Source organism: Curtobacterium sp. Leaf154 (assembly GCF_001424595.1).
Taxonomy (GTDB): domain Bacteria; phylum Actinomycetota; class Actinomycetes; order Actinomycetales; family Microbacteriaceae; genus Curtobacterium; species Curtobacterium poinsettiae.
On the sequence record NZ_LMOS01000005.1, the window covers coordinates 309963 to 330366 of the forward strand.

Consider the following 20404-nt stretch of genomic DNA (forward strand, 5'->3'; position numbering starts at 1 on the left):
AAGGAAAGGCGGTGTGCAGATGACCGACCGCTCCCGATCCACGTCCGCGTCTGCCGGCATCACGCTCACCGCGGCCGTGGCGCCGATCGTCTGGGGATCCACCTACGTGGTCACCACGGAGCTCCTGCCCGCTGATCACCCGATGACTGCGAGCGTCCTGCGTGCACTCCCCGCCGGCCTGCTGCTGCTCGCGATCCGGCCGGGAGTCCCACCGCGGGGCTGGCGCCTCCGGACGTTCGTGCTCGGCATGCTCAACATCGGGTGCTTCTTCCCGCTGCTGTTCGTCGCGGCCGACCGGTTGCCGGGAGGCCTGGCGGCCATCGTCGGTGCGCTCCAGCCGCTCGTCGTCGTGGCACTGACCGTGGCGCTGCGGTGGGGGCGGCCCGCGATCGCCCACGTGGTGTGGGGCGTCGTGGCCCTGGTGGGCGTCGCGCTCGTCTCCCTCAGCGGAGATGCGGTGTTCGACGTGCTCGGGCTCGGGGCGGCGGCGCTCGGGACGGTGTCCATGGCGTTGGGGCTCCTGCTCACTCGTCGGTGGGGCACCCCGGAGGGCACACGCCCCCTGACCTCGACCGCATGGCAACTCATCGTCGGGGGCGTGGTGATCGCCCCGCTCATCCCGATCGTCGACAGCGGGCCGTGGCAGCCGACCGCCGCCGGGTACGCGGGGTACGCCTGGCTCACGCTGGTCGGTGGGGCCCTGGCCTACAGCGTCTGGTTCCGAGGCGCACGGGCGCTGCCGTCGGCCCGGATCGCGTTGTTGGGCGTTCTCAGTCCGTTGACCGCTGCGTTGCTCGGGTGGGTCGTCCTCGGCCAGGCGCTGTCGCCGCTGCAGATCGTCGGCTTCGTCGTCGCGCTCCTCGGTTCTCTCGGCGGCCAGCTCGGGCTTCCGAGCCGGGGCCCGCAGAGCGGGCGGCCACGAGGTCGCAGCACCGGGACCGGGGAAGACGACCTCGACGGCTACGTCGTGAGGATGTGATCGCGGTACCACTCCGCGTCGGTCGGCAGCGGCTGGAACGGCTCTGGCGCGGGGACACCCGCTGCTCGCCAGAACGCCGACCCGTCGAACCAGTTGTCGACTTCGAGCATCGAGCGCTGGTGATCGCTCAGGCGCGGCAGCGGTCCGCGCGGTTCGGCGGAGGTCAGGACGTGTTCCCGGACCCACTCCACGATGGCGCTGACCGGGATCGGCGTCGGCGCGTCCGCATGCAGGACCAGGGGCCCGATCGGCGTCGCGTGGGCGCTCGCCGCGATGCCGACAAGGCCTTCTGCGAGGTCACGCACCCCGACCGCGGACACGACTGCCTGCCAGGTCGAGGTCTCGTCGTTCGACCCTGCGGCGATGCGTGCGATCGTCGGCACCGCCCAGCGATCGCCAGCGCCCCAGACGATGTTCGGGCGGACGATGATCGCGCCGGCCTCGGCAAGGATCTGTTCGCCCTTCGCGCGAGCGCGGCTGACCGGCGACGACGTGTGCGGTGTAGCAGTGCCCGAGGCTCCACGATGCGGTCCGATCCCGGTGACCGCAGCCGTCGACACGGCGATGACGCGGTCCACGCCGGCGGCGCGTGAGGACCGTACGAGAACCCGGGTCGCATCGACGTTCGCTGCACGGATCGCCGCGGATGAGCCGGAAACCGCCGAGACGCAGTGCACGACCGCATCGACCCCCTCGAACGCTCGTCGTCGTCGACCTTCGTCATCGAACGTGGCATGATCCAATGCCATCGACTCGATCCCGCGCGCCCTGAGCGCCGAGACGACGTGCCGACCGATGAATCCCGTGCTGCCGGTGACGGCAACCCGTTTCGCGCCCGTCGGTCTGGTCGCTTCCCGACGGCCGTCGGCTACGATCGACATCAGATGAGCACCAGGACCGAGCCGACGCAGGAGCGGGCGCTGCAGACGCGGGCCGCTGTCGTCCGCGGTGCAGCCAAGGTGTTCGAGCGCCGAGGGTACGCGGGCGCTTCGCTCGACCAGATCGCGGACGAAGCCGGAGTGACCCGCGGCGCCATGTACTTCCACTTCCGCTCCAAGGAAGAGATCGCAGACGCGGTCATCGTGGAGCAGCACCGGGTCGCGCGAGTCGACGCAGAGGTGGCCATCGCGAAGGCGTCTTCGGCCTTCGAGGCCATGATCCGCATGTGCACCGGTCTTGCCCGCCAACTGGTCAGCGACGGGGTCGTCAGCGCTGGTATCCGCCTCACCACCGACGGCTCAGCGAGCTCGCTCTCCAACGTCGCGCCGTACCGTGACTGGATGGCGACGTTCGAGAACCTGATCGCCTTGGCCGTGGAGCAGGGCGATCTGCGGCCCGACATCGATTCCGTACGGCTTGCCCGTTTCGTCGTTCCGGCGTACACAGGGGTGCAGTTGGTGTCCGACACCCTGCACGATCGGCAGGACCTGTTCGAGCGCGTTCGTGAGATGTGGGAGATCCTGTTGCCCGGGATCGTCGTGCCCGAGCGATCGGACTCGTGCTCGGCAGTGCTCTCGCTCATCCGGCGCTGACCTCGACGAGCGCCGCCTCCGATGTTGCCCTCGATGCTGCGCGGCGCCCGATGATCGACGTCCGGATCTCCCCACTTTGCTCGAAGCGCACGAGCCAGTCATCGCGATGCCGCTCGACGACGATCACGCACGGCTCGTCCAACTCCACGACGGCGTCGAACACCGCATCGAGGCCGGCCAGCGCCGGACCCCCGTCAGCTCGGATCGCTTGACGGGCCGCTTCGATGAGGAGCATCCCCGGAACGTGATCGAGCGGATGATCGAAGAAGGCCGTCTCCGCGGTGTTGACGACGAGCATCGAGACTCCGGGTCGCGGAGTCGGGGCGATCACGTCGAGTGTGTCTCGCCCCGGACCAGAACCGTTGACGACCAGCGGTGCGGTGCGGCCCCGACGTGTCCTGGCGTAGGTCCGCTGATCGAGGATGCGCGCGCTGGCGTTCCCCCGGGCGACCTCACCGTCGGCGTCGCGAATCACGGCCTCGACGACGAACGACGCGAGCCCGCGCGCCGAGCGACGGAGTTCCGTCGCTCGGATGGTGACGGCGAGATCCGGCCCCACCTCGTTCATCACCCGGTTCACGGTGGCGACCTGCATGGCCCCCATCAGGAAGGCGTCCCCGACAGGGACTTCGTACTCGGTGTGCGCGAGGAAGATCGTGACCTGTCGGACCGTCTCCGCGACGAGGGAGACGTCGACGTCCGTAGATCTCCCGAAGAGGCGGTGGTTGCGGGGCCACTGGGCTCCTGCGATGAACGTGTCATCGCCCAGGGCGTGCGCTTCGGTGACGAGGACGTCGGACAGCGCCCGGCGATGGACGAGGCGCCCTGGCACGAGCTGTGCGTGGGTGAGGAGTGGTGCTTCTCCGACAGGCATGATGGCGTTCCGTTCTTCTGTGGCGCTCCGGACACGGGATGCGGGGTGCGAGTGCACGACGCCCGCGCCGGGTCCCACGGCGCGGGCGTCGACCGGCCGAGGTCAGCCGGGGGAATCGAGTCGGTCCATCACTGCGTGACGACGACCGGGGCGGTCGACGTCGGGACGTTCCGGGTGCGTCGGATCGATCCGACGGCGAGCACAGCGACGCCGACCACGGCGAGACCAGCACCCGCCCAGAGGGGCGAGGTGAACCCGAGGCCAGCGCCGATGGTCGCGCCGCCCAGCCATGCGCCGATCGCGTTGCCGATGTTGAACCCGGCGATGTTCGTCCCGGAAGCGACCGTGGGAGCGTCCCCCGCGAAGGTCATCATGCGGACTTGCAGGCCCGGAGCGGTGGACAGTCCGACGGTGCCGAGGAGCAGCAGCAGCACGACGGTCGCGATGGCATTCGTCGCGGTGAGCGCGAAGACGACGAGCACGACGGTCAGTACGGCCAGGATCGCGATGAGCGACGGGTTGAGCGCCCGGTCGGCGAGCTTCCCGCCCACGAAGTTGCCGATGAAGGTTCCCACGCCGAACAGGACCAGGAGCCACGGGACGGCGCTCTGGGAGAAGCCGGTGACCTCGGTCAGGGTGAACGCGATGTAGGTGAACGCGCCGATGACGGCGCCGAACGCGAAGACACTCGCTGCCGCTGACACCCACACCTGCGGGCGTCGGTAGACGGCGAACTCAGTCCGGAGGCTGGAGCCGGTCGCACCCGGCGTGATGGGGACGAGTGCGCGGATGCCGACGAGTGCGATGACGCCGATGATCGTGATCGCCCAGAACGTCGACCGCCATCCGAGCTGCTGCCCGAGGAACGTACCGAGTGGCACGCCGAGCACGTTCGCTGCCGTGAGGCCAGCGAACATCAGGGAGATCGCGCCGGCCTTCTTGTTCGCCGGCACCATGTCCGCGGCGACGACGGCGCCGATGCCGAAGAACGCTCCGTGGCACAGCGCGGCGATGACCCGCCCGATGAGGAGCACGGAGTAGTCGGGTGCGATCGCGGACAGCAGGTTCCCGATGATGAAGAGCCCCATCAGTCCGATCAAGACCTTGCGGCGCTCGAGGCGGTAGACGAGCGCCGTGAGCGCGATTGCTCCGACTGCGACGCCGAGAGCGTAGCCGGAGACGAGGTAGCCAGCGACGGGCTCGGTGACCCCGGTGTCAGCTGCGACTTCCGGCAGGAGTCCGACGATGCCGAACTCGGTGAGGCCGATCCCGAACCCGCCGAGGGCGAGTGCGATGAGTCCGATGGGCATGATGCTTCCTTCCGATGGGTGGCAACAGCATTAAACAAGCCAATTGGCCGGTTTTGTCAATCTGAGCACCAATCGCTACTTCAACTGTACGAGTTCACAGAGATCTACCGTGGCTTTGTTTCATCGGCGTAACGCGGCGATGAACTCTCCCGACCTTTCTTGACAAACAAGCCGGTTGGCCGGTTTTGTTCATCTCGGCAGCCGGGGGCTGTCGTATCGCCGAAGAGGGAGAAGGCACATGACCATCGAGAGCACGTTGCCGCCAGCATCAGGTACCAACACGATTCGACCGGTCCCGCTCACGGCGCCGCCAGCGAGGCTCGTCGGCTTCTTCCCGGGGCTCGGCAGCCGATCCGCGTTCCGGGGCGCCGACCAGTTCGCGGCCTCGAGCGCTCCCGTCCGAGCGCTGCTCTCGGAGGCTGCTGCGGCGCTCCATGAACCGCGTGACGCTGACGGCATCCGCTTCGGCGTTTCGATGCCGACCGACCGCTTGCGGCGCCAGGGCCACATCGGTGCCGCTTTCCTGGCCCACAGCCTCGGTCTCGAGCGTCACCTCCGCGAGCGGGCCGCTGCCGCGCACGTCGAGATCGAGTTCACCGCGTACACCGGTGAGAGCTTCGGCATCCTCACTGCCGCAGTGGCGGCCGGTGCCCTGTCCGTGCGGGACGGCATCCGCATCTCGGAGGCCTTCACACCGCTGATGCTGCTCGCATCGGAACAGGACGCACCGCCGATCGAACAGGACGATGCCTTCATCGCAGGCCTTCGGCAGCATCTCCCGCGGTTCGCGCCCGGGGAGCGTCCGGTCCGAGAGCCCGCGCACGTGATCGCCCTGCACGGCGAACCCGAGCACTTGGCCGATCTGCTCGACCACCTGGATGCGACGGTGCCCGTCACCGACGTCGAGATCCACAAGCGCTACTCGTGGCGGCAGATGAACGCGTACGTGCGGACCGGGTACATGGAACGGTTCCGGCAGATGTTCGAACGATTCCCCTTCATCGAGACGGTCGAACTCAAGGAGCCGACGACCTTCCTGGCACACGCGTCGCGCATGCACGTGGTCCGCGATGCGCTGGCGAGCTGGATGACTCAGCAGGGCATCGTGTTCACGGATCCGCAGGTGCCACTGGTGGCCAACCACCGTGATGCACTGCTGCAGACCGCTGCCGAGGTGCGCGACGCCGTCCTGGCGATGACCGATCGCCCGATGAACTCAGAAGCGACCGTGGCGCGCATCCGCGCCATCGATGCCGACATGGTGTTGGAACTCGGGCCGGGCGGGAAATCCCTCGAACTGCTCGTCGCGAACGGTGCCGAGACTCCTTCGGCGCCCTGGACCGGAACCGCGGACGACGCAGGCTTGTTCGACGCGATCGATCTGTCCGGACGGCTTCGCGCAACGCTCCGTGATCTCCTGACGACGGGGGCGACGCCCGGACCCGTGGAGTTCGACCTCCTCCGCACGGCCTTCCGGACCGCGGCCGGGTCGAGGCTGCACGAACGGTGGATCCGGCGGGTCATCGGAACGGCCATGGACAGCCTCGCTGATCGGCCCCAACGCGACGACCTGATCGGCATCCGTCGGTTCCTCGAGGTGTTCGGCACCACCCATGCCCACCGTGAACACGTCGACGTGGCAGCCGGCGAGATCGTCATCCGTGCGCGCGTCAAGAAGTACCTCACGGGAAGCCCAGAGCAGCTCGGGCACGCTCGAACCGAGCTCGAGGTGCTCGACGCCGACGGGAACGTCTCCGTGCGGGACCTCGCCGCGCCGTCGCACGTCGAGTCGACCGTGTTCCACTTCGAGCACCAGGTCGACACGGGGCCGGAAGACCTCAGCCGAACGGTGCGGCGGCTGGTCCGGGCGCACCCACTCGCCGAACAGATCCACGCGCGTCTCGTGGGCGCCGTCGCACGACCCAAGGTGCTGGGCGACGGATCCGGCCCGGAGCCCGAGCCGATCGGCGCTGTCTGGCGCAACGCTGCCACGGCCCTCGTCGCCCACCGCTCGTCGCTGTTCGAACTCGTGCGGACGTACCGCCCAGCGCTCCTGGCGCAGACCGATCACCACCTGGCCGGCAGCGACAGGTGCGGATGGTTGGTCGCGCTCGCCGTTTCGGGTGCGGTGGACCCAGAGGACGTGGTGCCGTTGGTCGCTCGGTCCCTCCGCGGTGCGCGGAACCCGGATCGTGAGGACGTTCGTCACGACCTGGCGGAACTCGCCGACAAGATCGGGGACGCATCGATCTCGGTGCTCTCGCCCGAGGGCGTTCCGCTCACCACCCGGCGGGAGCTCATCGATGCGACCCGAGCCGTGCTCGTAGAAGGGGCACTCGACGTCCCCGAGCGTCGGATCCAGCTGAACGGTGTCTGCCTCGTCGTGTCCCTCGGTTCGACGCTGCCGAACCACCGTGTTCGTTCGGTCCCGCACCGCGCTGACGTCATCACCGTCCGGTCCCCTGGAGAGATCTGGCACCGTGGAGTCAACATCGACCTCGACGAGGCCGAGGAACGTTCGGCGCTGACCCGATCCCTGGAACACGAACACGTCCTCCGGTACGCGCAGCACCGCAAGATCCTCAGCAGCACCGTGAACGCCTACCTCGAACCTGGTGAGACCGTCGTCGGCTTCGGTGCGGGTGGCAGCGAATCGATGACGGTCTTCGTCGAGCGTGACGGCGCCCCCGGGCGTCGCGTCCGGAAGGTGTTGAGCGATGCGCTCAGCACGGTCAGCTGGGACCCGTCGGGAACCGGAGTGATGCTCCCGCCGTTCGCGAAGGCCCGCAAGCAAGCCGAGTACCTCCAGGCACTCCCGCTGGAGCTCCGACGGGTCTTCCCGACGGTCGGCAACATCACCTCACGCGAGCTCCCTGTTCCCGCGCACGTGGTCGCGGACACGGACGCCTTCCGCGAGGTGATCTACGAGATGACCTACGTCCCGGGGGAGGAAGTGAGCAGGTGGGTGGAGCGCACGAAGCCTCCCGTGGAAGTCGTCAGCCGTGTGTACGAGGCGGTCATCGGCGTTCTGCACCGCGATGTCCATTCGGTTCACCGAGCGCCGGCACCCGGGGGGACGCTCGAGGAGCAGTACTTCCGGAAGATCGAGGAACGGTTGGCGCTCTGTCGGCGCACGGCCCCGCACACGTTCGGTGCGGCGCTGCTGGACACCGAGCACGTGATCGTCGACGGGCAGCGCCTCCGGAACATCGGCCCGCTGCTGAACGCGCTCCGCTCCGACCCCGAGTACCTCGACGTCCTGGAGCCGCGTGTGCACGCGCTCGTCATGGGCGACACCAACACGGAGAACGTCAAGCTCGCCGACACGACACCGTTGCGTCGCGCGCAGGAACTCATCGAGCGTGGTGCTCCGCAGCCGGAGGTCGATGCTGCACTCGCCGCGATCACCGCGGACTCGATCGGGGTGATGTTCCTCGATCCGCGAGCCATCGGCTTCCGCAGCGACGGGGGTGAGACGCGCGACGACCCGATGTACGACAACAAGCCGTGGCACAACTCGATCGGGCACTACGACGAGATGCACTACGAGCAGTTCGACCTCGCGGTCGACGTTGCCGACGACGGCAGCCCGGTCGTGGACGTCCGCTTCCACGACGGCAACCCGTATCAGGTCGCCTACGCCGGGATGGCGAAGCGTTTCGCGCCGGTCATGGCCGCCGTGTACGGGGCGGACGCGCACGGCATGCCCGTGGTGCCGGACGACCCCTACTGGCTGGTGCGGTTCGTCTTCACGATGGGCACGCACTTCACGGCGATGCCACCGTTCCACTTCCTTTCCGAGGTCGACGGCACGCTCGTGGACTCACCGCTCAGTCAGCGTCGACCCATCGCCATCTACGTCGAAGGACTCAAGTGGCTCAACTGGGCAGTCGAGATGCTCGAGGGTTCGAGGACCGAGTTCCTCGGCATCCCGATGCCCGCACTGCCGTACTCGACCCCGAACGGAGACAACCGATGACCGAAACGTCGACGACGTCCACGCCGCGGACTGCGATCATCGATCTCCCGGTCGAGAGCCGCACCATCGCAACGCCGTGGAGTCGGATCGTGCGTGGCATCGGGCTCGGCCAGCGCCCCGTGCACTACGACCCCGCCGACGCCGCGAGGATCCGCCGGGTCTTCGCGCTGCTCCGGGAGCGAGTCCCGGCGGGTACCGGCTACACCGCGTTCGCCCACCACCTCGCTGACACGGTGCTCCGCGCGTCCGATCCGGGCGACCCAGCCGATGACCAGACCCTCGCTGCCGGTCTCCAGCGCGCGCTCGCCGCTGGTCGGAGCGAACGCAACCCGTACTACCGGTTGATGGCCGGGTGCATCACCATCGAGGCAGCAGCCAAGTGTGGCCTCGCCCGTCTGGTGCTCGGGCCGCGCGCACTGGTCCGGCCCAGGCCGGGGTTCGACGACGTCGCGGACGAGGTGTTGGCCATGATCGACGACGTCGAGCCCGACGGGATCGCCGACGAGAACGCCGGCAGACACGGCGACTACGAGCGCCTGTCCGCTTCGTCCGCGGTGTTCCTCGCCTTCTGGCACCTCGGCATCGGCGAACGGCTCGTCTCGCCGAGCCGGGACCACATCGAGGAAGCGCTGCAGCTCGTCGAAGGTGTCCCGTCGCCGTTCTTCCGAGGCCGCGGCGGCTCCGTCTTGCTGTCCGCGGTCACCCTGCTCGGGCACGCAGAACGGATCGACCCGCACATCGAGCGGGTGTTCGCGTACCTCGACCGAGCGGACGAGATCGGCAGCGAGCCGTCGTTCCCCAGCCCGATGTCGCCGGCGTTCCCGCGGGTGTACCCGCTGCTCACGATGCTCAACACGGTCGCCGTCTCCGGACACGATCGGCACGCGGCGGGCCGCTTCGAGCAGGCGCTCGCGTTGTTCGACGCTCTGCAACCCGCCGAACGGACGCACATGGGGTTGTACCTCCTGCTCGCGGCGCAGGGCGCTCGCCGACTCGACCAGGTCATCCCCGACCTCGACGGCTTCGTCACCGACCTCGTCGGGTCCTGGCAGACGATCGACCCCGGCGCGGACTACTTCCTGTCCGGGATCGCGTACTCGTACCTGGTGCAGACTGCCGACTTCACCGGTCGTCGCGACCTCGTCACGGACGAGATGCTCACCCGCATGGTGCAGGCGTTCACCGGACTCGAGGGCGACGCCGCTGGCCGCGCGAACCGGCCCTACCCGTTCTCGTACGCGCTCAACGTGCTCGCCGAGATCGGGGAGGTGCACCGGATGTTCGAGCCTGACGCGCACTACGACGGTTCCAGCCCGGTCGAGTGGGTGGTCGGGCGGATCTCGGAGGGTGGTGTGGACGAGGGCAACCGCCTGTTCATGCTGGACCACGCGTTGATCAACTGGGCGCTCCGCCAGCGTGGACTCGGAGGACCGCCGCGGGTCCCGGGGAGCGGGCGTTGGGCCGGCTGAGCGGGACCGGAACAGCTCCGCCCCGAGCAGGTGTCGGGGCGAGCGCGACCGCCCGTCAGAACTGCCGGTTCGCCACATCCGCCCGGTGCGACACCGCCAGGACGTCCCGCAGCCGCTCCGCGGGCAACGGCGCTCCCTGATCGGCCCGGTAGTCCGCCGCGAACCCCTCGGCACTCGCCGCGTAGATCCCCGTGTACGCCCCGGACTCCGGCTCGAAGCGCCACGACTCGGCCAGGGTCCCGGCGTCCACGGTGTCGAACCCGAGCAGCTGCACGAGCTCGGCGACCAGGGCCTTGGCCTGCTCGTCGTCGCCCGCGATCGGCAGCGCCGTGCGGGGCGTGGAGCCGGCGCGGAAGCGTCACGACTCTTCAGTAGCCTCCGCCGCGTCCGCCAGGTCCGTCCGCGTGTTCGCGTGGATCGGCTCGCTGTGCCCGAAGGTCTTCGCGGCGGCGCGCAGTCGCCCGACGAACTCCCGGTTGTCCATCTCGAGTTCGTCCTCTTCCGCGTCCGCGACGACGATCTCGCTCGCGGGCCCGATCAGGATCTTCGTGGTGGTCATGGTGCCGTCGTCGGCCACGGCCGGCACGTCGACGGTGTCGGCCCGGTCGCCTCCGGCGAGGGCCGCGGCGTACTCGATCACGGCGTCGGCGACGTCGTCACCGACCAGGATCGTGGTGGCGTCGTAGTGGATGTGCTTCATCGCGTACTCCTTCCCGGACCCATACAAACGCGGTGCGCGGGAACCGGCTTCAGGATGACCGCTGCGCGCGGTGGTCCGGGTCCGGGGACTCCAGGGCGTTCCACACGTCCGCCCAGACGAGCTCGAAGTCGACGGCGCTGATGCGGTCCGACTGGAGCGCCTGCTCCAGGATCGACAGGGCGTCGAGGGAGCCGGTGAGCAGGCGTTCGTCGCCGTGGACCTCGCGGCGGCCGTCGCCCAGGAACGTCGTCACGGTGACGGACCGCACCCGTGGGCGGAGCGCGCGGGTGGCACGGGCGAGGACCGCGAAGCCACCGCCGTAGACGAGCAGCGCGGTGGTCGTGCCGACGGCGGGGACCGAGACGGCGAGCACCAGGGCGGCGAGGGCGACGAGCGCCCCGACGGCTGGCCAGACGTGCCAGGCGCGCAGCAGCAGGCGCTCGCCGGTGTTCGTGCCGGGCGGGAACACGACCAGGGTCCGCGAGCTCCACAGCGTCCGGCCGACGGGCCGGATCGTGTACCGGCCCCACAGGTGGGTGCCGTCGAGCAGCCGGGTGCGGACCGGCAGCGCGGTCGTCATCGGTCGACCGGCGCGAGTTCGGTCCGGGCGGGCGCGAGTTCCGCGCGCACCGGCGCGAGTTCCGCCCGGACCGGTTCGACGACGTCGCGGTGCCGGACGGTCGCCAGGCACGGGAAGCAGACCAGGTCACCTTCGCGGACGTCGGCGGGCAACGGAGCCGGGAGGCGGTGGAACGGACCGTCGGCCTGACCGTCACAGCGGGTGACGACGTACATCGGGGAGAGGGGAGCGGTGCTCCGGCGTCCGATCAGGCGCACCTGATCGAGCACGGCGCAGGTCGGCAGGACCGCGTCCAGTTCCAGGAGCACCACGCCGGGGCGCGGTCGCCGCACGCGGGTGACCGACGCCACGGCGACGCTCACGTCGCGGGCCACCCAGCCGCGCGGCCGGTACCGCGGCGGGGACTGCTCGGCGGTGTGCACCGTCGGGGTGCCGGTGAGGTCGGCGAGCCGGACCATCGAGATGGCCGAGACGAGCAGGTCGTCGGTGGTCGCGACGGTGTGGGCCGGCCAGAGGGACGGGTCCATCGGATCGGGGAGCGACGCGCGGAGCGTCGGCATGATCGCAGTCAGTGTCACGACCACACGCTCTCGCGCGCTCGAACGGCGCGGAAGGGCTCCTGACGGAACCCCTACGGTCGGCGGCGGAGTCCTGACGGAGTGCTCACCGGCGGGTGGCCGAGCGCAGCGCTGCGGTCCACCCGAGGGAGATCACGCCGGCACCGATCAGGGTCTTCACCACGCCACCGAGGACGAACGGGTACAGCCCGTACTGCAGGGTCTGCTGCAGGTCGAGGCCGAGTGCCACCGCGAGCCAGGCCATCCCGGCGGCGAAGGTGACGACGGTGCCCAGGGCGAAGGACAGCAGCCCGTTCCGCAGCGGGCGGTCGCCGAAGCGCTCGGCGACCCATCCGACCAGGGCCGCGGCGGCGACGAAGCCGACGATGTACCCGCCCGAGGGACCGACGAGCACGCCGACCCCGGCCGAACCGTCCGCGAAGACCGGCAGCCCGACGACGCCGAGCAGCGCGTAGACGAGCATCGACATGGCACCGCGGCGAGCACCGAGGGCACTGCCGACGAGCAGCACGGCCAGGGTCTGCCCGGTGATCGGGACGGGCCAGATCGGGACGGACACCTGCGCGGCTCCGGCGGTCAGCAGTGCGCCACCGAGGACCAGGGCGGTGCTGACGACCGCGGTGCGGGGGAGCAGTGCGTCGGCGAGCGGACGGTGTGCGGCGGGGGTGATCGTGGTCATGGTGTTCCTCGCTGGGGGAAGAAGGAGGTCGGGGGAGAAGGGGTCAGACCGCGACGGCGGCCAGCAGGGACTCGGCGTCGCGTCGGGCCTCGGCCACCGCGGCGGCGTCGAGGCCGCAGGCGCGCAGGCAGGTCGCGACGAGGGCGTCGCGGTCGGCGTCCTGCACGGGCCCGGACCGGCGGAGCTGGATGACGGTCTCGGCGATCTGGATGAGCACGGCACCGAGGCGCGACGGGGAGACGCCGGATGCGACCTCTGCGGTGGCGGCGCGCGAGCCGAGGCGCCCGTAGGCCTCCTGCAGCTCCACGCGCTCGGCCCGGAAGCCGTCGTAGCGCTCGCCCTGCACCTCGGGCAGCAGGTACAGCGTGCCGATGTTGTGCGGCGTGCGGGCGAGGGTGTCCACGTCGGCGACGACCAGCGCGGCCAGGGCACCGGCGGCCGAGGCCGACTCCGGCACGAGCTGCTCGAGGCCGCGGACCAGCTCGAGGCTCGGACGCACCGAGGTCGTGAGCAGCTCGACGAGCATGTCGTCCTTGCCGGCGAAGTGGTAGTACAGCGAGGCCTGCCGGATCCCGACCCGTTCGGCGATCGCCCGGGTCGAGGTCGCGCTGATGCCGTTCTCGACGAACAGCGCGGCGGCGGCGTCGAGGATCTGGTCGCGGGGGCTCATCGCGGAGTCGGCGTTCGGCACGGCCCGAGGCCGGCCGGGGCGTACAGGCCGGTCGTCGGGGGTCATGCTCCCATCCTGGCAGCCGGCGTCCGTCACGACTGCTCCCGGTACGCGCGCCAGCCACCGTGGTGGGTGATGTCCTCGGCGCCCTCGACCGCGAACGGCTCGACCAGGAACCCGGTGACCTCGGTGCCGTCGTCGAGCGCCACGGTGCCGATCGCCATCGGTGCCGGCAGGCCCGCGACGAAGGTGCCGAAGCCGGCGGCGGGCAGGCGCCAGACCTCCCCGACGATGCCGGAGCCCGGCGCAGCAGCGCCGGACGCGACCGGACCCACGCGGGCCAGCCCGGGCTTGGGCGGCACCGTGTCGAGGGCGTACAGCCGGTAGTCGGACGCGGTGCGGGCCTCCCGGACGAACGATCCGCCGGATGCGACCAGCTGTCCGTTCAGCGGCTGATCGCGCAGGTGCGCCCCGACGACCAGCAGGTCGAGGGTCGGGGCGGCGAACGCGGCCGCCAACGCCGCCAGGCGGCGGTCGCTGAACGCCGGACCGGTGAGCATCACGCCGAACGGCAGCCCGTCGACGAAGCCGGCAGGCACGGCGAGCGAGGCCATGTCGAGCAGGTTCGCGAAGTTCGTGTACCGACCCATCCGGCTGTTCGCGCCGATCGGATCGGCCGCGACCTGCTCGATCGTCGGGTGCCATGTCGTCGTCGGGGTGAGCAGGGCGGTCGTGCCCTCGAGGGCGGCGCGACCCGCTGCCCCGAACGCGTCGAGTCGTTCTTGGTCGGCGAAGAGCTCCGCGGCGGTCGGTCGTGCACCGCCGAGCACGATCGCGGCGACGGACGGGTCGAGGTCGGCACCGACCTCGTCGCGGTGGGCCTCGATGTGGGCGCCGACGGCCGCGTACCGCTCGGCGACGAACGCGCCGTCGTAGAGCAGCGACGCGGCGTCGAGCAGGGGTGCGATGTCGACCTCGACCACCTGGTGTCCGAGCGTGCGGAACCGTTCGACGGCGGCGGCGAACGCCTCGGCCCAGCCGGGTGCGAGCCCCTCGAGCTGCGACGGCAGCGGTACCGCGATGCGCGGGACGGCGGGCAGGTCGGCGAGGGCCAGGTCGGGCCGTGCGAGCGGGTCGACGCCGTCCGGACCGGCCATCAGCTCGGCCGCCGTCCGCGCCAGGTCGAGCGACCGGGCGAACACCGTGACGCAGTCCTGCGAGCGGCAGGCGGGGACGACCCCGGTGTTCGGCACGAGCCCCTTCGTCGGCTTCACCCCGACCAGGTTGCCGAGCGCGGCGGGCACCCGGCCGGACCCGGCGGTGTCGGTGCCGAGCGCGAAGTCGACGATGCCCAGGGCGACCGCCGTGGCGGAACCGCTCGACGAGCCGCCGGAGATCCGCGTCGGGTCCCAGGCGTTCCGGACCGCGCCGAAGGGCGAGCGGGTGCCGACCAGGCCGGTGGCGAACTGGTCGAGGTTCGTCTTGCCGACGACGACGGCGCCGGCGGCGCGGAGCCGGGCGACGGCGGTCGCGTCGGCGGCGGGGTCGTGGGCGTAGGAGCGGGCGGCGGCGGTCGTGGGCAGGCCGGCGACGTCGATGTTGTCCTTCACGGCGAACAGCAGGCCCGCCAGGGGCAGGGACGGGTCGACGGCGAGGGCCTCGGCCAGGACGTCGGTGCGGTCACGCAGGGTGATCCAGACCTCGGGGTGGGCGACGGCGTCGATGCGGGCGAAGGCGTCGCGGACGCGGGCCGCGGCGGACGTCGTGGCGGCCGCGGCGGCGGTCCCGCTCACGCTGCCGCTCCGATCGCGGCGAGGACCTGGCCCGGCGCGACCTGGTCGCCCGGCTTGATGTACACCTCGAGCACGTGGCCCGGAACGGGTGCGTGCACCATCGACTCCATCTTCATCGCCTCCACGGCCAGCAGCTTCTGCCCCTCGTCCACGCGGTCACCCGGGCGGACGTCCACCTGCCACACGGTCGAGGTGAACGGGGCGTACACGGCGGTCGACCCCTCGGGCACGGTCACGGCGTCGGCCACCACGGCGGCCGGCTCGTCACGGACGTCGAACTCGCCCGACGCCCTCCACCGCTCCTTCTCCTCGCCGAACGCCTGCGCCTGCTGCGCCCGGAAGTCGGCGATGGACCCGGCGTTGTCGGCGAGGAACCGGTTGTACGACGCGATCGAGAACTCGCCCTCGACGGTCTCGAACGAGCCCCGCCCGGCGTCCGTCTCGGCCCGCAGCTCGAGCAGCTCGTCGGCACCGACCGGGTACCACTCGATCCGGTCGAAGAACCGCAGCGCCCACGGGTTCTCCTGGAACAGCCCGCCCCGGCGGAACCGGTTCCAGATCTGCACGGTGCGGCCGACGAACTGGTAGCCGCCAGGACCCTCCATGCCGTAGATGCACAGGTACGCGCCGCCGATGCCGACGGAGTTCTCGGCGGTCCAGGTGCGGGCCGGGTTGTACTTCGTCGTGACCAGGCGGTGCCGGGGGTCGAGCGGGGTCGCGACCGGGGCGCCGAGGTACACGTCGCCGAGTCCGAGCACCAGGTAGCTCGCGTCGAACACGGTGCGGAAGACGTCGTCGACGCTCTCGAGCCCGTTGATCCGACGGATGAACTCGATGTTCCACGGCGTCCACGGGGCGTCGTTCCGGACGCCGTTCATGTACCGCTCGATCGCCAGGCGGGTGGCCGGGTCGTCCCACGACAGCGGCAGCTTGACGGTGCGCGACGGCACGACGAGCTGGTCGGTCGGCGGGATCTCGCCCTCGAGCTCGCGGAGCAGCCCCGCCACGTCGCGCGCCTTGAGCACGGACGCGTCGGTGTGCACCTGCAGCGAGCGGATGCCCGGCGTGATGTCGAGGATCCCCTTCGGCGTGTGCTCCTGCAGCTTCGTCATGAGCGCGTGCACGCGCATCCGCAGCGCGATGTCGAGGGTCATGTCGCCGTACTCGACGAGCACGTTGTCGTCGCCGTCGCGTCGGTACGCGACGCTCGGCCGCACGTCGGTCGCATCCAGGCGGGCGATCACGCCGTCGTCGCCGTCACCTCCGGTGCTGCCGTCGCTCCCGGTGCGCGGCACCGTCCTGGAGGCCCGGTGTGCGTCGAGCGCGGCGGCGTCGGCTTCGCGGACGGGGACGAACCGGACCGTGTCACCGGGTCGGAGCTGGCCCAGCTTCCACAGGTCGCCGCTGGCCACCACGGCGGGGCAGACGAAGCCGCCGAGCGACGGCCCGTCCGGCCCCAGGATGATCGGGGTGTCCCCGGTGAAGTCGATCGCACCGACCGCGTACGGGGTGTCGTGGATGTTCGACGGGTGCAGACCGGCCTCGCCGCCGTCGGTCCGCGCCCACTCGGGTCGGGGGCCGATGAGCCGGATGCCGGTGCGCGCCGAGTTGTGGTGCACGGCGTAGTCGGTGGCGTAGAAGACGTCGAGGTCGGCGCGGGTGAAGAAGTCCGGGGCCGCGTGCGGGCCTTCCGTGACGCCGATCTCCCACGCGTCGGTCAGGGCGGTGCGACGGTCGGCCGGGGTCGGCCCGCCCACCAGACCCAGACGGGTACCGGACGGGAACGCCGGGTGCGGGGCGTCCGAGTCCGGGGAGCCCGGGCGCAGGACGTCGCCGGCGAGCAGTGCCCGACCGGCGTGGCCACCGAAGCCACCGAGCGTGAAGGTCGCGGTCGACCCGAGGTACGTCGGCACGTCGAAGCCGCCGCGGACCGCCAGGTAGGTGCGGAGGCCCGGACCGGGGGCCGTGCCGATCGCCAGGGTCTGGCCGGCGCCGACCTCGACCGGCTCCCACAGCGCCACGGGTTCGCCGTCGAGGGTGACCGGGGCCGGTGCACCCGTGAGCGCGACCACCGAGGCGGCCGAGAACCGGAGCGTCGGGCCGGTGGCGGTGACCTCGAGCGCGGGGGCGCCGTCGGGGTTGCCCACCGCGCGGTTCGCCTCGGCGAAGGACGCCGCGTCGAACGGGCCGCTCGGCGGCACACCCACCTGCCAGTACCCGACCCGGCCGGGCAGGTCCTGGATCATCGTCATGGTGCCCGGCGCGACGACGTCGATGCGCGGGTCCGGGTCCTCCGTTGCGTCGAGCGTCGAGGTGGAGTGCGTGGCGGTGCGGAGCTCGAGGTCGTCGGTCAGCGCACGGAGGAGCCCGGCGTTCGTGACGATGCCGTCGATGCGGGTGGTCGCGAGCCCGTCGCGCAGCAGGTCGAGGGCGTCGTCGCGGGTCTCCCCGGTCGCGATCACCTTCGCGAGCATCGGGTCGTAGAACGCGGACACCTCGGAGCCGGTCTCGACCCAGCCGTCGACGCGGATGCCGGTGCGCTCGCCGGATGCGGTGGTCGCGCTCGGGAACACCGCCTGGGTGACGAGGCCGCTGGAGGGCAGCGAGCCCTTCGCGGGGTCCTCGGCGTAGACGCGGGCCTCGACGGCGTGGCCGTTCGGGGTCCAGGTGCGGTCGAACACGTCGGGGTCGATGCCGGCGGCACCGTCGCGGGCCAGGCGGAGCATGAGCTCGACGAGGTCGACGCCGAACACTTCCTCGGTGACCGGGTGCTCGACCTGCAGGCGGGTGTTCACCTCGAGGAACGACGCCTCTTCCCGCACCGGGTCGTAGACGAACTCGACGGTGCCGGCGCTGCGGTACCCGACGCTCTCGGCCAGGCGGCGGGCGGACGCGTGCAGCTCGGCGCGGACGTGCTCGGGCAGCGCCGGTGCCGGGGCCTCCTCGATGACCTTCTGGTTGCGGCGCTGCAGGGAGCAGTCGCGGTCGCCGATCACCGCGACGCGGCCCTCGCCGTCGCCGAAGAGCTGGACCTCGACGTGCCGGGCCGGCCGCACGAGCCGTTCGAGGAAGATGCCGGCCGACCCGAAGTTCGCGGTCGCCAGCCGGACGACGCTCGTGTAGGCCTCGCGGACCTCGTCGAGCGTCGAGCAGGCCTGCATGCCGATCCCGCCGCCACCCCCGGTGGCCTTGAGCATGACGGGCAGCCCGATGCGCTCGGCCTCGGTCACGGCGTCGTCGACGCTGGCGAGCAGCCCGGTGCCGGCGAGCATCGGGACCCCGGCGGCTGCGGCGAGCTCGCGGGCGGTGTGCTTCGCGCCGAACCGGACGATCTGGTCGGCGGTCGGTCCGACGAACCGGATGCCGGCGTCCTCGCAGGCGCGGGCGAACTCGGTGTTCTCGGACAGGAACCCGTAGCCGGGGTGCACGAGCCCGGCGCCGGTGTCCTTCGCCGCCTGCACCACGGCGTCGATGCGCAGGTACGAGTCGCGGGCGGGTGCGGGACCGAGCCGGACGGCGGTGTCGGCCTCGCGGACGTGGGGTGCCGCGCGGTCGGCGTCGGAGTAGACGGCGACGGTGCGCATGCCGAGTGCCTTGGCGGAGCGGATGATGCGGCGGGCGATCTCACCGCGGTTCGCGACGAGGACGGTGTCGGTGCTGAGCGCGGGGGTCTGGTTCACGGTGGCGGTCCCGGTGGGGTCGGGCGCGGCGGTCACGGCTGGACCACGATCATGCGCAGCGGCGTGCAGGAGAAGTCGTTGCAGGGGTTGTTCATCTGCGGGCAGTTCGAGACGACGACGAGCACGTCCCGCTCGGCCCGGATCGCGACACGCTTGCCCGGGGCGCTCATGCCGTCGACGATGCCCAGGGCGCCGTCGGCCTCGACCGGCACGTTCATGAACCAGTTGAGGTTCGACACGATGTCGCGGGCACCGAGTCCGTGGCGGCCGGCCTCGGCCAGGAAGTTCTCGCGGCAGCCGTGCTGGTACTGGGTGTGGTGCCCGTACCGCAGGGTGTTCGACTCCTTCGAGCACGCGCCGCCGATGGTGTCCTGCCGGTCGATCTCGTTCGCGACGACGGTCATCAGCGGACGGCCCTCGTTCGACATCAGGACGGTGCCGGTGCGGACGTACGCGTTGCCCTGGGCGGCGAGGGTGTCCGGCACGCTGTACCGCTCGTCGGGGTCGTGGGCGTCGTAGAGCAGGCAGTCGGCGCTCTGGTTGCCGCCGACGTCGACGATGGTGAGCACCTGGCCGGCACGGACCACGGCGGACCACGGTGCGAGCGGGGCGACCCGGTCGTCGCGGACCACCGTGCCGGGCACCAGGGACTCGCTCCAGTCGAGGGCGACGTCCGGGTCGTGGACGGCCCCGACGGGGACGGTGGAGGTGCGGGTGTGGGTCGTCGTACCGGTCATCACAGGCCTCGGGCTTCCGCGTAGTCGATCGAGTTCAGGTAGGCGCGGGTGAGCTCCGGTGTCGCGGTGAACCGTTCGTCGGCCGCGGTCGTCGGGGTCCCGCGCCAGGCGTGCACCCGGAGCGGTCCGACGACGTAGTCCGGTCGCGGGTCGATCGGGTGCGCGACGTCGGCGACCAGCACGAGCAGCGGCAGCTCGGCGACGAGCGTGACGTGGGTGCCTGCTCCGGCCGAACCGGTGAAGGTCATCGCCCCCTCGCCGTCGATCCGCACGCCCTGGAAGAACGAGACGCTCGGTGGCAGGTCACGCTTGGTGAGCCCGTGCTTGGCGGCGGCCTTCGCGAAGAGCGACCGACCGCTCGGGGAGCGTCCCTCGGGTGCGGCGTCGCCGTACTTCCGTTCGTTCCACGCGTCGGTCGAGGTGCCGCAGAAGGCGTCGTGGTGCCCGGAGGTGTCCTCGAGCACGGTCGCCAGTGCCCGGCCGTCCCCGCTCAGCAGCGGCGACCCCTGGCCCAGGTACGCCTGCCACGGGATCTTCTGGGTGTCGGCGACGTTGAGCCGCTCCCACGGTTCGAGCGCGTTGCACACCAGGACGTTGGCGCAGGCGTCACCCGTCGGGTCGTCGAACCGCAGCCGTGACCCGCGGGCCAGCACCTTGTGCGTGTACCCGCCGGGTGCCACCGTCTCCGCCCACACGAGCTGCGCGGGGTCGACGCCCGCGGGGGCGAACGGCGACGACGACGCCGGCAGGTACGGCATGTACTCGGACTGCGAGCCGGCCTGGGCACGTGCGTCGGACCGGGAGGCGAGCACGCTGTCGGTCTGGTGGAGGTCGCGCATGGGGT

The 20404-nt window shown here is 71.1% G+C and carries 18 protein-coding genes; 4 read left to right on the top strand and 14 right to left on the bottom strand.

Annotation, left to right across the window (positions count from 1 at the left end):
- The first annotated feature begins 19 nt into the window (after positions 1–19).
- Positions 20–979 (top strand): EamA family transporter, encoded by a 960-nt coding sequence (locus ASF75_RS11635; protein ID WP_235517652.1) that lies wholly within the window; start codon positions 20–22, stop codon positions 977–979.
- On the opposite strand, the gene ASF75_RS11640 is transcribed toward ASF75_RS11635, so the two are convergent.
- Positions 961–2025 (bottom strand): NAD-dependent epimerase/dehydratase family protein, encoded by a 1065-nt coding sequence (locus ASF75_RS11640; protein ID WP_235517655.1) that lies wholly within the window; start codon positions 2023–2025, stop codon positions 961–963. The two genes, ASF75_RS11635 and ASF75_RS11640, sit on opposite strands and share 19 nt — an antisense overlap.
- Between ASF75_RS11640 and ASF75_RS11645 the strand changes: the two genes are divergently transcribed.
- Entirely contained in the window at positions 1939–2511 is a 573-nt protein-coding gene (locus tag ASF75_RS11645) for a ScbR family autoregulator-binding transcription factor (protein WP_235517656.1), read from the top strand. The two genes, ASF75_RS11640 and ASF75_RS11645, sit on opposite strands and share 87 nt — an antisense overlap.
- On the opposite strand, the gene ASF75_RS11650 is transcribed toward ASF75_RS11645, so the two are convergent.
- The 3 genes from ASF75_RS11650 to ASF75_RS17705 all read right to left on the bottom strand — a co-directional run bounded on the left by ASF75_RS11650 (position 2498) and on the right by ASF75_RS17705 (position 5608).
- Positions 2498–3385, bottom strand: coding sequence for a ScbA/BarX family gamma-butyrolactone biosynthesis protein (locus ASF75_RS11650; protein WP_056071578.1), 888 nt, complete (start codon positions 3383–3385; stop codon positions 2498–2500). The genes ASF75_RS11645 and ASF75_RS11650 overlap by 14 nt on opposite strands.
- Positions 3386–3513: 128 nt before the next feature.
- A complete protein-coding gene (locus tag ASF75_RS11655) occupies positions 3514–4695 on the bottom strand; it encodes an MFS transporter (protein WP_056071581.1) in 1182 nt (393 codons plus the stop codon).
- A gap of 268 nt (positions 4696–4963) precedes the next feature.
- On the bottom strand, positions 4964–5608 hold the full coding sequence (locus ASF75_RS17705; protein ID WP_140449144.1) for a hypothetical protein: 645 nt from the start codon (positions 5606–5608) through the stop codon (positions 4964–4966).
- On the opposite strand from ASF75_RS17705, the gene ASF75_RS11660 reads away from it, so the two are divergent.
- On the top strand, positions 5582–8674 hold the full coding sequence (locus tag ASF75_RS11660) for an ACP S-malonyltransferase (RefSeq protein WP_140449145.1): 3093 nt from the start codon (positions 5582–5584) through the stop codon (positions 8672–8674). The two genes, ASF75_RS17705 and ASF75_RS11660, sit on opposite strands and share 27 nt — an antisense overlap.
- On the top strand, positions 8671–10143 hold the full coding sequence (locus ASF75_RS11665; RefSeq protein ID WP_042536961.1) for a hypothetical protein: 1473 nt from the start codon (positions 8671–8673) through the stop codon (positions 10141–10143). Before ASF75_RS11660 ends, ASF75_RS11665 begins: the two co-directional genes overlap by 4 nt.
- A gap of 55 nt (positions 10144–10198) precedes the next feature.
- On the opposite strand, the gene ASF75_RS11670 is transcribed toward ASF75_RS11665, so the two are convergent.
- From ASF75_RS11670 to ASF75_RS11715, 10 genes are all read right to left on the bottom strand, one after another.
- The gene (locus ASF75_RS11670; protein ID WP_200942693.1) at positions 10199–10417 is read right to left on the bottom strand and encodes a hypothetical protein; all 219 of its coding nucleotides are present in this window, start codon (positions 10415–10417) and stop codon (positions 10199–10201) included.
- 84 nt (positions 10418–10501) lie between these two features.
- Positions 10502–10843: a hypothetical protein gene (locus tag ASF75_RS11675; protein ID WP_056071586.1), complete on the bottom strand. Its 342-nt coding sequence runs from the start codon at positions 10841–10843 to the stop codon at positions 10502–10504.
- Between the two features lie 49 nt (positions 10844–10892).
- Positions 10893–11423: a DUF6611 family protein gene (locus tag ASF75_RS11680; RefSeq protein ID WP_056071588.1), complete on the bottom strand. Its 531-nt coding sequence runs from the start codon at positions 11421–11423 to the stop codon at positions 10893–10895.
- Positions 11420–12001 carry a hypothetical protein gene (locus ASF75_RS11685; RefSeq protein WP_156463869.1) on the bottom strand — a complete coding sequence of 194 codons (582 nt, stop codon included), beginning with the start codon at positions 11999–12001 and terminating at the stop codon, positions 11420–11422. Before ASF75_RS11685 ends, ASF75_RS11680 begins: the two co-directional genes overlap by 4 nt.
- 85 nt (positions 12002–12086) lie before the next feature.
- The gene (locus ASF75_RS11690; protein WP_056071593.1) at positions 12087–12680 is read right to left on the bottom strand and encodes a biotin transporter BioY; all 594 of its coding nucleotides are present in this window, start codon (positions 12678–12680) and stop codon (positions 12087–12089) included.
- Positions 12681–12723: 43 nt separating this feature from the next.
- Positions 12724–13416 carry a TetR/AcrR family transcriptional regulator gene (locus ASF75_RS11695; RefSeq protein WP_031260015.1) on the bottom strand — a complete coding sequence of 231 codons (693 nt, stop codon included), beginning with the start codon at positions 13414–13416 and terminating at the stop codon, positions 12724–12726.
- Between the two features lie 26 nt (positions 13417–13442).
- Positions 13443–15143: an allophanate hydrolase gene (atzF, locus tag ASF75_RS11700; RefSeq protein WP_056071597.1), complete on the bottom strand. Its 1701-nt coding sequence runs from the start codon at positions 15141–15143 to the stop codon at positions 13443–13445.
- Positions 15140–18859 (bottom strand): urea carboxylase, encoded by a 3720-nt coding sequence (gene uca / locus ASF75_RS11705; RefSeq protein ID WP_017887628.1) that lies wholly within the window; start codon positions 18857–18859, stop codon positions 15140–15142. The genes atzF and uca overlap by 4 nt, the downstream gene beginning before the upstream one ends.
- Positions 18856–19560, bottom strand: a complete 705-nt coding sequence (locus tag ASF75_RS11710) for an urea amidolyase associated protein UAAP2 (protein ID WP_056071598.1) — start codon at positions 19558–19560, stop codon at positions 18856–18858. Before ASF75_RS11710 ends, uca begins: the two co-directional genes overlap by 4 nt.
- Positions 19560–20399: an urea amidolyase associated protein UAAP1 gene (locus ASF75_RS11715; protein WP_056071602.1), complete on the bottom strand. Its 840-nt coding sequence runs from the start codon at positions 20397–20399 to the stop codon at positions 19560–19562. Before ASF75_RS11715 ends, ASF75_RS11710 begins: the two co-directional genes overlap by 1 nt.
- Positions 20400–20404: the final 5 nt, after the last annotated feature.